13 protein-coding genes are annotated in these 12102 nt (G+C 46.5%); 11 read left to right on the top strand and 2 right to left on the bottom strand.

The window, feature by feature from the left end; translation table 11 throughout:
- Positions 1-132 precede the first annotated feature (132 nt).
- The 5 genes from ACUALS_RS20020 to ACUALS_RS20000 all read left to right on the top strand — a co-directional run bounded on the left by ACUALS_RS20020 (position 133) and on the right by ACUALS_RS20000 (position 5243).
- Entirely contained in the window at positions 133-756 is a 624-nt protein-coding gene (locus ACUALS_RS20020; RefSeq protein WP_005469700.1) for a helix-turn-helix domain-containing protein, read from the top strand.
- 259 nt (positions 757-1015) lie between these two features.
- Positions 1016-2134: a glycine cleavage system aminomethyltransferase GcvT gene (gene gcvT, locus ACUALS_RS20015; protein WP_454449505.1), complete on the top strand. Its 1119-nt coding sequence runs from the start codon at positions 1016-1018 to the stop codon at positions 2132-2134.
- Positions 2135-2232: 98 nt separating this feature from the next.
- The gene (locus ACUALS_RS20010; RefSeq protein WP_454449504.1) at positions 2233-3318 is read left to right on the top strand and encodes a S1 family peptidase; all 1086 of its coding nucleotides are present in this window, start codon (positions 2233-2235) and stop codon (positions 3316-3318) included.
- A 73-nt stretch (positions 3319-3391) separates the two neighbouring features.
- Positions 3392-4396, top strand: coding sequence for a S1 family peptidase (locus ACUALS_RS20005; protein WP_454449503.1), 1005 nt, complete (start codon positions 3392-3394; stop codon positions 4394-4396).
- A gap of 178 nt (positions 4397-4574) precedes the next feature.
- Entirely contained in the window at positions 4575-5243 is a 669-nt protein-coding gene (locus tag ACUALS_RS20000) for a LuxR C-terminal-related transcriptional regulator (protein ID WP_454449502.1), read from the top strand.
- A 58-nt stretch (positions 5244-5301) separates the two neighbouring features.
- Here ACUALS_RS20000 and ACUALS_RS19995 read toward each other — a convergent pair whose 3' ends face one another.
- Positions 5302-5457: a DUF3012 domain-containing protein gene (locus ACUALS_RS19995; RefSeq protein ID WP_072016674.1), complete on the bottom strand. Its 156-nt coding sequence runs from the start codon at positions 5455-5457 to the stop codon at positions 5302-5304.
- A 73-nt stretch (positions 5458-5530) separates the two neighbouring features.
- Positions 5531-5794, bottom strand: a complete 264-nt coding sequence (locus ACUALS_RS19990) for a DUF3012 domain-containing protein (RefSeq protein ID WP_454449501.1) — start codon at positions 5792-5794, stop codon at positions 5531-5533.
- 308 nt (positions 5795-6102) lie between these two features.
- Here ACUALS_RS19990 and rbsD point away from each other — a divergent pair, with 308 nt between their 5' ends.
- The 6 genes from rbsD (at position 6103) to ACUALS_RS19960 (ending at position 12093) form a co-directional block, all read left to right on the top strand.
- Complete coding sequence (rbsD, locus tag ACUALS_RS19985) at positions 6103-6522, top strand: D-ribose pyranase (protein WP_454449500.1); 420 nt, start codon at positions 6103-6105, stop codon at positions 6520-6522.
- Positions 6523-6548: 26 nt separating this feature from the next.
- The gene (gene rbsA, locus ACUALS_RS19980; protein WP_005469734.1) at positions 6549-8054 is read left to right on the top strand and encodes a ribose ABC transporter ATP-binding protein RbsA; all 1506 of its coding nucleotides are present in this window, start codon (positions 6549-6551) and stop codon (positions 8052-8054) included.
- Positions 8051-9034, top strand: coding sequence for a ribose ABC transporter permease (rbsC, locus tag ACUALS_RS19975; protein ID WP_005469899.1), 984 nt, complete (start codon positions 8051-8053; stop codon positions 9032-9034). Before rbsA ends, rbsC begins: the two co-directional genes overlap by 4 nt.
- Positions 9035-9106: 72 nt before the next feature.
- Entirely contained in the window at positions 9107-9985 is an 879-nt protein-coding gene (rbsB, locus tag ACUALS_RS19970) for a ribose ABC transporter substrate-binding protein RbsB (protein ID WP_005469673.1), read from the top strand.
- 133 nt (positions 9986-10118) lie between these two features.
- The gene (rbsK, locus tag ACUALS_RS19965) at positions 10119-11039 is read left to right on the top strand and encodes a ribokinase (protein ID WP_454449499.1); all 921 of its coding nucleotides are present in this window, start codon (positions 10119-10121) and stop codon (positions 11037-11039) included.
- A 40-nt stretch (positions 11040-11079) separates the two neighbouring features.
- Positions 11080-12093, top strand: coding sequence for a substrate-binding domain-containing protein (locus ACUALS_RS19960; RefSeq protein WP_038212631.1), 1014 nt, complete (start codon positions 11080-11082; stop codon positions 12091-12093).
- Positions 12094-12102: the final 9 nt, after the last annotated feature.

Here is a 12102-nt window from a genome sequence, read left to right as displayed (position 1 = left end):
CTATTGGAAACAAGGTTTCTAATTTTGTTATCGAGAGCACGGTTTATTTCTTGTTCTAATCTTTTTTCTCTGATCGCCTTCGGGCACAATGAAAATGAAACAGGAAGTAGCAGAATATAAGAAGAGGGAAGCATGCCCGAAGATATCTATGATGAATACCCATCATTGACGTTAGCCAAGGAATCGAGCGATCAAAACATTGAACCTTTGAAGCTTGGCGAGAAAATCAAAGACATACGTGGCAAGTTAGGGATTACCCTTGAAGAGGCAAGCCAACGCACAGGATTAGCGCGTTCAACACTAAGTAAGATTGAAAACGAACAGATTTCGCCTACCTTCCAAGCGATGCAGAAGTTGGCTATGGGGTTGCAGATAGATATGCCACAACTCTTTGAACCACCAAGGAAAAAAGTCGCAACAGGGCGCAGGGATATCACTAAATCCGGTCAAGGAAAGCCGCACCCAACGCCTACTTATGAGCACGAACTGCTCGCCACTCAACTGTCTAACAAAAAGATGATGCCGTTCAAAAGCCAAGTGCATGCACGGAGCTTTGACGAGTACGGTGATTGGGTGCGTCATGATGGCGAAGAGTTTCTGCTTATTCTTTCAGGAACGGTTCGGTTTTATTCTGAGTTCTATGAGCCAGTGGAAATGAGTGAAGGGGACAGTGTCTATTATGATGCCAATATGGGCCATATGCTGATTTCTACCAGTGAAGAAGATGCACATATTTTGTGGGTGACCGCTAAATAACGTAACGTGCTCTTAGTTTTCCTATAATAAAAGCAAACGATTGCTTTTGTGTTTTTTCTGAGTACAATAGCGCCATCTTGAGCGACATAGGTTCAAGATGGCGCTTCTCTTTCCTTTCTGTTGATGTGAATTTAATGTTAAATGTCACATTTTGAACTGTTCTCGACTTGTTAATGGTGCAAAAATTCTCCACTCGTGTTTATTATTGGAAACAAGGTTTCCTAGAGTGGAAAACGAACCTGATTAAACGGAGACAACAATGACTCAAGATCTACTAAAAACACCACTTCACTCTTTACATGTTGAAGCTGGTGCGAAAATGGTTCCTTTCGCAGGCTACGATATGCCAGTGCAATACAAACTCGGCGTGAAAAAAGAGCACCTGCACACCCGTGATGCGGCGGGTCTGTTCGACGTATCGCACATGGGGCAATTACGTCTGCACGGTGAAGGGGCTGCGGCGTTTCTTGAGTCTTTGGTCCCAGTAGACATTATCGATCTACCAGTTGGCAACCAGCGCTATGCGTTCTTCACCAATGAACAAGGCGGCATTATGGATGACCTTATGGTGGCAAACCTTGGGGATCATCTGTTTGTTGTCGTCAATGCGGCGTGTAAAGAGCAAGATATTAACCACCTTGAAGCCCACCTTCCGTCCGGCGTAGAGCTAGAAGTGATTGATGACCGAGCACTACTGGCATTGCAAGGCCCTAAAGCCGTAGATGTCCTTAAGCGATTCAATGCAGAGGTCGCAGACATGCTATTTATGGACGTGAAGAAGCTTGAGATTTTAGGTGTTGAGTGTATCGTGAGCCGCAGCGGCTATACGGGTGAAGATGGCTACGAAATCTCTGTACCCAACACGCATGCACAAGAGCTCGCACAAAAGCTAACAGCTGAAGAGGAAGTCGAGTGGATCGGCCTTGGCGCTCGTGACTCTCTGCGCCTTGAATGTGGATTGTGTTTGTATGGTCATGATCTTGATACAACGACAACACCTGTTGAAGCAAGCCTTCTGTGGGGCATCCAAAAAGTGCGTCGCACTGGCGGTGAACGCGAAGGTGGGTTCCCAGGTGCGGACATCATCCTCAAACAAATTGAGACTAAAGATGTGACGCGTAAGCGTGTTGGTTTAGTTGGCCAAACCAAAGCCCCAGTTCGTGAAGGCACTGAACTGTTCGACGCTGATGATAACAAAGTAGGGATTGTTACCAGTGGCACGGCTGGGCCTAATGCTGGCAAGCCGGTTTCCATGGCTTACGTTCGAGCGGATTTAATGGCCGTTGGCACTGAGTTATTCGCCGAAGTTCGTGGTAAAAAATTGCCAATGACTGTTGAGAAAATGCCATTTGTGCCGCAGCGTTACTATCGCGGTTAAGCATTTGTAAGCATCATTTGAATTGTGTATCAAACCTCTCGACTGAGAGGTTTTTTTATATGTATGATGTCGGCAGTAGTTTTACAAAGGATATTTTTATGAAAAGGCTTACTGCAGTTCTTGCCGTGATGCTCTCAGCTGGAGTGCATGCGGGGGATGTAAACCCGTACATTATTAATGGTAGCCCGACGACCGACAGCGAACTGAGTGGCAATTACCCTACGTTTACCAGTCTGTATTTTCATGATGGGTCGAAGTTTGGTAACTACTGTGGCGGTACCATCATTGATGCTCAACACGTGTTAACTGCGGCTCACTGTATCTATCGAGATTATGAAGCCATGCTCCACACTTGGGTTGTTCCCGGTCTTGCGGACCAAACCAAGTACAATAATGGCGGTTACCAATCTGCACGAGTTGAGAAAATTTACTATCAAAGCTCTTACAGCCCCAATTTGGATCCTTCGAAGGGGCCTGTCCTTCCTGATGATATTGCTATTCTTAAACTAGAAAGACCACTATCTATTGGCAACTACAGTAGCTATCTAAACACAACTACGAATGATGTTTACGCTAACACGCGAGGAGCCGATACGTTTAAAGCGATAGGTCGAGGCTACACCAACCATGTTGCTAACGATAAAGGTCAAACTATTACAAGGACGACGACGAATGTTGTTATGCAGACCAGTTTAACCTTTGCCTCTAGCGGAATCTGTAGTTCTACTAGTAAACAATTGTGTTTCGATGGCCCGCTATCAGGTAGCTACAAGAACTCAACCTGTAACGGTGACTCGGGTGGACCAGTTTATTGGTATGACGGTTTTAAATACCAGCAGATAGGTATTACAAGCTACGGCCCGGGGACCTGTGGGGATCAAGACCGTCCGTATACTTCGGTCTTTACGGAGGTATACGACTACGCAAACTGGATCAACAATGTGGTTAATGGTGCAGTCGATCCTACTTTTGAAGTTAGAAAATCATCAGGCGTTCGTTCGTTGTTCAACTTTTCGACAGGTTGGGTGATGAGATCATCTTCAGCGCTCTTAGATGACACTACGATGCCAAAAATTAGCTCAACGAGCTCAATCGGTTCCTCTGGCTCTAGCGGCGGCTCACTGGGCTTATTTTCTGTGTTGCTGCTAGGCGCATTGTCTCTTAGAAAGAAAATCCGCCGCTAACACGATTAAACCTTTGCTCTCCCCGTTCGTAAACTAAACTTAAGAGTGATGCTTACGAACGGAGGAAGTGATCATGGTTCGATTTCTACTGGCGAGCGTGATAACAGCTTGGAGTTCGTTCGCCTATAGCTTTGAAGCTACTCCGTATATCGTCAATGGCACGACTGCCAACATTTCTAATTATCCTACATTTGCCAGTCTGTTTTACCGTAGTAACACGCTTTATAGCACCAGCAGCTTCTGTGGTGCGACGCTTATTAATAGTGAGTATGTACTTACCGCAGCGCATTGTATTTACGGTCAAAACGAAACCATGCTCTATACCGTGGTTGCGCCGCAACTCGAAGATGAAAGCCAGTTTCTATCTAGCCCTCAAGCCCGAGTTGTCGAGTTTTACTACCCAGATACCTATTCTGACTCGTCGGTTGATTTATGGCGCGACGATATTGCCATATTAAAGCTCGAAACGGCTTTGGGTGTTGGTGACTTTAAATACTTGCTCAACACCACGATCAATAACAGTTTTCCCTCTAACGGCGAGTTTATTGCGGTTGGCCATGGCTATATAGAAGGCAACCAACCCGGAGGGGGGCAATTGCTCGAAACTGAGTTGGAATATATTTCGACATCCGCTTGCCAAGCGGAATTTGGCAGTGCGATCACCGATAAACATTTGTGTTTTGGTGGGCCTGAAAAGAGCGGTTATCAAAATTCGACTTGTTCGGGAGATTCTGGAGGGCCAGTCTATTATTACAACGGCCTCGATTATATCCAAGTTGGGTTGACGAGCTTTGGTCCTGCATTGTGTGGAGACAACCGCTACAGTGTGACCTCTGTGTTTACCGACCTTTATGATTACCAAGGTTGGATAGATCAAGTGCTTGCAGGTGAAGTGGAACCAAAGGCATTTGTCTTGGTTGAAGATGGCGTAAGAAGACTGATCAATAACGAACATGGCAGCAGCCAAGCGGAAGTTACTCCAGATCAGTTAACCACAAGCAGCAGTGGAGGAGGAGGGGTGTTTTACGGTCTCTTGGTTCTACTTCTCATTGCTTTCAAACGAAGCATAAAATGGTAGTTTTACGCTTTTTCGAAGTAAAAAGTACCATTCTCAAAAGTGAGATTTAATCATACCTCTATGATATATAAGGGTTTTACTCAGGTAGGTGTCGCGATTGTAAGACCTGCTATATTGACTAATCTTATCTAAACGATAGTTTTAACTTATCTATAGGGTGGAGCTGGAGAATTCCTCAATGACAGAAAGTAAAAACTATCAAATCACACTTTTGTCGGATGTGAGCATGCAATCGAATCTATTTAAAGATTCGCTAGAGAGAGGGCTTCAGCTTACCGTCAACATGGTTTCTGTCGATGATCTTCGTACACATGATGGCTCGTCTCGCCTACTGGGTGATTTTGTGTTGTTCGATTTCCAATATCTCGATGATGAGCGTTTCAACGAGTACAGCCAAATTAAAGCGGCGAGTGAAACCGCGATCAAAGAAATCGTCATCAACTGCCCTAAAGATGTGACATCGACTCAGCTGTTCAAATGGCGTAATCTCGTAGGCGTGTTCTATATCGAAGATGATATTTCGTTGCTGATCAAGGGTATGGAAAAGATCATGAACGACGAAATGTGGCTGTCGCGCAAAGTGGCTCAAGACTATATTGAATATTTCCGCTGTGCAAATACCGTGACAACATCGCAAGCGTACGCAAATCTGACGAAACGCGAAAAAGAGATCATGCGTTTATTGGGGCATGGTGCTTCCAACTTACAAATCGCCGACGAACTGTTTGTGAGTGAAAATACGGTCAAAACGCATTTACACAACATCTTTAAGAAAATTAACGCTAAGAATCGCCTTCAAGCATTGCTTTGGGCCAACAATAATATTGCTTTGGAAGAGCGAGCATAGAGGCTTAGCAAAGATTGAAATCAAAAAAGAGCAGCTAGTGAGCTGCTCTTTTTTATTGCTAAAGGATACAGTGCTTAGCGAAATCTTTTGCTTCGTTAGCACTCCAGTCGCCTTTCGGTTTTTCTTTTAAGTCGTTACACCAGGCTTCGCTTCCAACTTCCGTGCAAGCGGTAAGTGACATTGCCAAAAATAGAAGTGCAGTCAGTTTTTTCATCATTACGTCCTTGTTGATGGTTGACAGTGTCACTAGGTTATCGGCTTCTTGCTGACTCAGTCAATAAGTGACTTTAGAGAATACAGTGTGTTGCGAAGTTTTTAGCTTCGTTCGCGCTCCAGTCACCTTTGGGTTTGTCACTCATTGACTCACACCATGATTCACTGCCGACAGCATCTTGCAGCACGCAGTGTTTTGCATAATCGAGGGCGTCTTGAGCGCTCCATTCACTCTTGGGACCTTGTGCTTTGCTATCACACCAATTTTGGGTACCTACCTCATCTTTACACGCAGACAGAGCAACTAGGGCAAACAAAACAAGGGGTAATTTCTTCATAATAGTGTCCTAAATTTATCTGGCGCAACTATACCTAAAAACCGTGAGAAAGTGTGTGCGATTTCGGTTAATTATGGCGAAATTTGGCATATCGAAACGTTTCGATGGGTGAGTTCGATCACTCTTTGTCGCGTTTAACGGTTTGAGGTAAAGATCCATCTCACACTCTGAAAGGTGGGCTATCGTAATTCTATGCTGAAGGGCTATGATGCAATCGAAACGTTTCGATGAGATTTGTATCAATAATAATTTGCATAGAAGCCGACAGACTTTATTTGGTTTGATCGTGTATTCGATAGGTCAATGAGATGAAAAAAAGTACCCTAATCAACGCTGAGCTTTCTTACCTAGTGGCCACACTAGGTCATACCGATGAAATCACGATTTGTGATGCTGGCTTACCAATTCCTGACGACGTTCAGCGCATTGATCTTGCTCTTACTCACGGCGTCCCGAGCTTTCTTGAAACGGTCAAAGTGATGCTCAGCGAATCTCAGGTAGAGGGCGTCATTCTTGCCGAAGAGTTTAAAGAGGTTAGCCCAACCCATCATGACGCATTGATTGCTGAAATTTTAGCGGAGCAAGAGGCAAGCGGAAAAGCCATTTCGGTTACTTACCTTTCTCACGAGGCCTTTAAAACGCGTACTTCGTCAAGCCGCGCGGTTGTACGCACTGGCGAGTGCACGCCGTATGCAAACGTGATTTTCCAAGCTGGTGTGGTTTTTTAAAGCCCGCCAATGATTGAGGACAGAGTATGACTCAAGCCATCTTACAACTGAGTGATATTGAGAAAGCTTTTCCGGGAGTAAAGGCGCTTGATAAAGCCAGCTTAAATGTTTACCCGGGACGCGTCATGGCGTTGATGGGAGAAAATGGCGCTGGTAAATCCACTCTGATGAAAGTGTTAACCGGCATCTACAGTAAAGACGCGGGTACGATTCACTATCAGGGACAAGCAGCCGCCTTTCATGGACCAAGAGACTCTCAAGAAGCGGGGATCAGTATTATTCACCAGGAGCTGAACCTGATTCCAGAGCTGACAATTGCGGAAAATATTTTCTTAGGTCGCGAATTTACAGGCGCATTGGGTCGCATCCAGTGGGAGACCATGTACGCGGAAGCCGATAAGTTACTTGCGCGCCTGAATGTTAAGCATAGCTCGAAAACCTTGCTTGGCGATTTAAGTCTCGGTGAGCAGCAAATGGTAGAGATTGCCAAAGCACTTTCGTTTAAGTCGAAAGTCATCATTATGGATGAGCCAACAGATGCGTTGACCGATACCGAGACTGAGTCGCTTTTCAAAGTGATTAACGAGTTGCGCGAACAAGATTGCGGCATTGTTTACATTTCCCATCGCCTAAAAGAAATCTTCGAAATCTGTGATGACATTACGGTACTTCGTGATGGTAAATTCATCGGTGAATGCCAAGTCGCAGAGACGGACGAAGACGGCTTGATTGAAATGATGGTCGGGCGAAAGTTAGACGAGCAATACCCACGCATTGATGTTCAGCACGGTGAGACCTGTTTGGAAGTGATCGGTCTGACTGGCTCGGGTGTTCACGATGTCAGTTTCACGCTTAAACGTGGAGAAATTCTTGGCGTGTCGGGCTTAATGGGCGCGGGTCGTACTGAGCTGATGAAAGTGATCTACGGAGCCTTGCCCAGTGAGCGCGGTGTGATCAACTTGAACAATAAAACCATTAACCCAGTGAGCCCTCAAGATGGTCTTGCGAATGGCATTGCTTACATCTCTGAAGACCGTAAAGGCGATGGTTTGGTGCTTGGTTTATCTGTGAAAGAGAACATGTCTTTGTGTTCATTGGACAAGTTAACGCAAGGTGGTCGAATCCAACACAGCGAAGAAGTGATCGCGGTGGAAGACTTCATCAAGCTGTTCAATATCAAAACCCCAACCCGTGACCAAATCATTGGCAACCTATCTGGTGGTAATCAACAGAAAGTGGCGATTGCGAAAGGGTTAATGACCAAGCCTAAGGTACTGATTCTTGATGAACCAACTCGCGGTGTCGATGTTGGTGCCAAAAAAGAGATCTACCAGCTGATCAACAAATTCAAAGCAGATGGCATGAGCATCATTCTTGTCTCTTCAGAAATGCCAGAGGTTCTGGGAATGAGTGACCGCATCATGGTGATGCATGAAGGTCGTATCAGCGGTGAGTTTGATGCCAAAGAGGCTGACCAAGAAAAACTATTAGCGTGTGCCGTTGGCAAAAAGATTAACGAGGAAGCAGCATGAGTACCAATACCATGAGCAAACCAAATGAAACAGGCGGCAAAAAGCTATTGAGCAAAGAGTGGCTGATTGAGCAGAAATCTCTAATCGCTCTACTCTTTTTAATTGTTGTCGTCTCGTTCCTTAACCCTAACTTTTTTACCGTAGACAACATTCTTAACATACTGCGTCAAACGTCAGTCAACGCGATTATCGCCGTGGGGATGACATTGGTTATCTTAACGGCGGGTATCGATTTGAGTGTCGGCTCGGTGCTTGCCCTCTGTGGTGCGTTTGCTGCAAGCCTAATCGCTATGGAAGTGCCAGTGCTCATCGCGGTTCCCACTGCGCTTGTCGCGGGTGCGGCGCTTGGGGCGATCAGTGGCATCATCATCGCCAAAGGCAAGGTGCAAGCGTTTATCGCTACGCTGGTGACCATGACATTGCTTCGCGGTGTCACCATGGTGTACACAGACGGTCGACCAATCTCTACAGGTTTTACCGACACAGCGGATGCATTCGCTTGGTTTGGTACGGGCTACGCGTTAGGCATTCCCGTTCCAGTCTGGCTAATGGTGATCGTATTTGCCGCGGCTTGGTTCCTGCTTAACCACACTCGCTTTGGTCGTTACGTTTACGCTCTAGGTGGCAATGAGTCTGCAACACGCCTATCAGGCATCAATGTTGACCGAGTAAAAATCGGCGTGTACGCCATCTGCGGTCTGCTTGCGGCGCTGGCTGGCATCATCATTACCTCTCGTCTTTCTTCTGCGCAGCCGACCGCTGGTATGGGTTATGAGCTAGATGCTATCGCCGCGGTAGTACTTGGTGGTACAAGCTTGATGGGCGGTAAAGGTCGCATCATGGGTACGCTCATTGGTGCGCTCATCATCGGTTTCCTAAACAACGCGTTAAACCTACTGGATGTGTCTTCCTACTACCAAATGATTGCAAAAGCAGTGGTCATTCTTCTTGCGGTATTGGTTGACAACAAAAACAAGTAACACAACAGACCTATTCATAACAGGTTCGGAGGAAAGGACTCCGAACCACCACCCTACACAAGGACTAACACAATGAAAAAATTAGCAACGCTTATCTCTGCTGCACTTCTTTCTTCCACCGTTTCTGTTTCAGCGCAGGCGCAAGATACCATGGCGATCGTCCTGTCTACGCTAAACAACCCTTTCTTCGTTACGATGAAAGATGGCGCAGAAGCAAAGGCGAAAGAGTTGGGATATGACCTGATCGTGCTTGATTCGCAAAATGACCCGAGCAAAGAACTTTCTAACGTGGAAGATCTTACTATTCGCGGCGTAAAAGCGATTCTTATCAACCCGACAGATTCAGATGCAGTATCGAATGCGATTCGTATGGCTAACCGCTCAAACATTCCAGTGTTGACGCTAGATCGTGGCGCAAGTCGTGGTGAGGTTGTCAGCCACATTGCCTCTGACAACGTGGTAGGTGGTGAAATGGCGGGTCACTACATTATGGAAAAAGTGGGTGAAAAAGCGAAAGTCATCCAACTTGAAGGTATTGCAGGGACGTCTGCTGCACGTGAGCGTGGTGAAGGCTTCATGAACGCCGTAAAAGGCAGTGAGATGGAACTGCTTGCTAGTCAGCCTGCAGATTTTGACCGTACTAAAGGTCTCAACGTAATGGAAAACTTACTTGCAGCCAACCCAGACGTGCAAGCGGTATTTGCGCAAAATGATGAGATGGCGTTAGGTGCACTTCGTGCGGTACAGGCGTCAGGCAAAGATGTAATGATCGTAGGCTTTGACGGCACCGACGACGGCATCGCAGCGGTTAACCGTGGCAAATTGGCCGCAACCGTTGCTCAGCAGCCAGATCTGATTGGTTCACTGGGTATTGAAACGGCAGACAAAGTGCTTAAAGGTGGCTCTGTAGACGCTTACATTCCAGTACCACTTAAAGTGATCGCTAAGTAATCTGTTCGCCTTCCTCTTCTCTTTTATCTGTCGTAGGGGAGAGGAGGGCACTTAAGTTTGTGTTCTTGCGAGAGTACAAACTTATTATTCCTGTTCAAATAGATAAGGGCTCATTCGAGTCGAGGAAAACCGTATGAATAAGTTAGTGGTTTTAGGTAGTGTTAACGCTGACCATGTTCTTCAAGTGCCTTCTTTTCCACGTCCTGGCGAGACGCTCCACGGCCGCAACTATCAAGTGATTCCTGGCGGTAAAGGGGCGAATCAAGCGGTCGCGGCAGCGCGATTGAATGCTGACACTGGGTTTATCGCTTGCGTGGGTGATGATGCATTCGGCATCAACATTCGCGAAAACTTCAAAATGGACAACATCAATATTAATGGCGTCAAAATGCAGCCCAATTGCCCAACGGGGATCGCAATGATCCAAGTTGCGGACAGTGGTGAAAACAGTATTTGTATTTCCGCGGAGGCGAATGCCAAGCTGACAGCAGAATCGATTGAACCTGATTTGGAGCGAATTCGCCAAGCTAAGTACTTACTGATGCAACTTGAAACGCCAATGTGCGGCATTGAAAAGGCGGCGCGAGTAGCCAAAGAAGCGAAGACCAACGTGATCTTAAATCCTGCTCCGGCTCGTGAGTTGTCTGATGAACTGCTGGCTTGCGTCGATGTGATCACCCCAAATGAAACCGAAGCGGAAGTGCTAACAGGTATCACGGTTAACGATAACGAAACTGCGCAAGAGTCGGCGAATGCACTTCACGGTAAGGGCATCGAGATCGTGATGATTACTCTTGGTGCGAAAGGCGTGTGGTTGAGCCAAAATGGTCGTGGTGAGTTGATTCCGGGCTTTAAAGTAGAGGCTACCGATACCACGGCTGCTGGCGATACGTTTAATGGGGCATTGGTCACTGGTCTATTGGAAGATTTACCTCTAGAATCAGCCATCAAGTTTGCTCATGCGGCGGCCGCAATCTCTGTAACAAGATTTGGCGCTCAGACTTCAATTCCAACACGTGGCGAAGTCGATGCTTTTCTCGCTGAGCGCAATTAATTAGGGGCAATTGCCCAAGCCAATCGACGGAGAGGATTACATGGCTACAATGAAAGATATTGCCAAACTTGCTGGTGTTTCTACGTCTACGGTGAGTCATGTAATCAACAAATCGCGATTCGTCAGTGAAGAAATCTCAGAACGCGTCAACAAGGCGGCGACTGAGCTCAACTATACTCCCTCGGCACTGGCTCGAAGCCTGAAAGTCAACCGAACGAAAACCATTGGCATGTTGGTGACCACCTCAACCAATCCGTTTTTTGGTGAAGTCGTAAAAGGGGTAGAGCGAAGCTGCTATCAACAAGGCTACAACCTAATACTGTGTAATACCGAAGGTGACAATGCGCGTATGCGTGAATCGATCAACACGCTACTGCAAAAGCGGGTCGATGGGCTGATTTTGATGTGTTCCTCATTAGAAGGGGAGCGCATTGATGTGTTCGAGAAGTACTCAGATATCCCTGTGGTGGTCATGGACTGGGGGCCGATGTTGTTTACCAGCGATAAAATTCAAGATAACTCCCTCCGCGGCGGCTACATTGCGGCGAAACACCTGATTGATGTCGGACACAAATCGATTGGTTGTATTACGGGACCTCTAATCAAACATCAGGCTCAAATGCGTTATGAAGGATACAAACGCGCGCTAAATGAAGCTGAGTTGGATTTTAACCCCAACTGGATTGTGGAATCTGACTTTGAATGTGAAGGTGGCTATGAGGCATTCAACCAAATGTTTGCCAAAGGGGAACTGCCTAGCGCGATATTCGTGTCGAATGACATGATGGCGATGGGCGTGATCAATGCCGCCCACGAGAAAGGCATTCGAATCCCAGAGGACTTGTCGATCATTGGGTATGATGATATTCAAATCTCGAAATTTATGACTCCAGCACTCACGACCATTCATCAACCCAAATACCGTCTCGGCAAAGCGGCGGTTGAGGCGTTATTGCAGCGTTTAAACAACAGCTATTTGGATCCTCAGGTCGTACAACTTGAGCCGAGTTTAGTGGAGCGGCAATCGGTCTCTGCACCAAAACAATCCTCGTGATTGTGGTTG

The organism is Vibrio sp. NH-7, assembly GCF_053643215.1.
This window is presented reverse-complemented; position numbering and strand designations above follow the sequence as displayed.

What these genes read in the sequence shown, in the direction of transcription:
- ACUALS_RS20010 (WP_454449504.1), top strand. Translation starts at nt 2,233, where the DNA reads ATGAAAAGGCTTACTGCAGTTCTTGCCGTGATGCTCTCAGCTGGAGTG.
- gcvT (WP_454449505.1), top strand. Translation starts at nt 1,016, where the DNA reads ATGACTCAAGATCTACTAAAAACACCACTTCACTCTTTACATGTTGAA.
- ACUALS_RS19990 (WP_454449501.1), bottom strand. Translation starts at nt 5,794, where the DNA reads ATGAAGAAATTACCCCTTGTTTTGTTTGCCCTAGTTGCTCTGTCTGCG.
- rbsC (WP_005469899.1), top strand. Translation starts at nt 8,051, where the DNA reads ATGAGTACCAATACCATGAGCAAACCAAATGAAACAGGCGGCAAAAAG.
- rbsA (WP_005469734.1), top strand. Translation starts at nt 6,549, where the DNA reads ATGACTCAAGCCATCTTACAACTGAGTGATATTGAGAAAGCTTTTCCG.
- ACUALS_RS20005 (WP_454449503.1), top strand. Translation starts at nt 3,392, where the DNA reads ATGGTTCGATTTCTACTGGCGAGCGTGATAACAGCTTGGAGTTCGTTC.
- rbsD (WP_454449500.1), top strand. Translation starts at nt 6,103, where the DNA reads ATGAAAAAAAGTACCCTAATCAACGCTGAGCTTTCTTACCTAGTGGCC.
- ACUALS_RS20000 (WP_454449502.1), top strand. Translation starts at nt 4,575, where the DNA reads ATGACAGAAAGTAAAAACTATCAAATCACACTTTTGTCGGATGTGAGC.
- rbsK (WP_454449499.1), top strand. Translation starts at nt 10,119, where the DNA reads ATGAATAAGTTAGTGGTTTTAGGTAGTGTTAACGCTGACCATGTTCTT.
- ACUALS_RS20020 (WP_005469700.1), top strand. Translation starts at nt 133, where the DNA reads ATGCCCGAAGATATCTATGATGAATACCCATCATTGACGTTAGCCAAG.
- ACUALS_RS19995 (WP_072016674.1), bottom strand. Translation starts at nt 5,457, where the DNA reads ATGAAAAAACTGACTGCACTTCTATTTTTGGCAATGTCACTTACCGCT.
- ACUALS_RS19960 (WP_038212631.1), top strand. Translation starts at nt 11,080, where the DNA reads ATGGCTACAATGAAAGATATTGCCAAACTTGCTGGTGTTTCTACGTCT.
- rbsB (WP_005469673.1), top strand. Translation starts at nt 9,107, where the DNA reads ATGAAAAAATTAGCAACGCTTATCTCTGCTGCACTTCTTTCTTCCACC.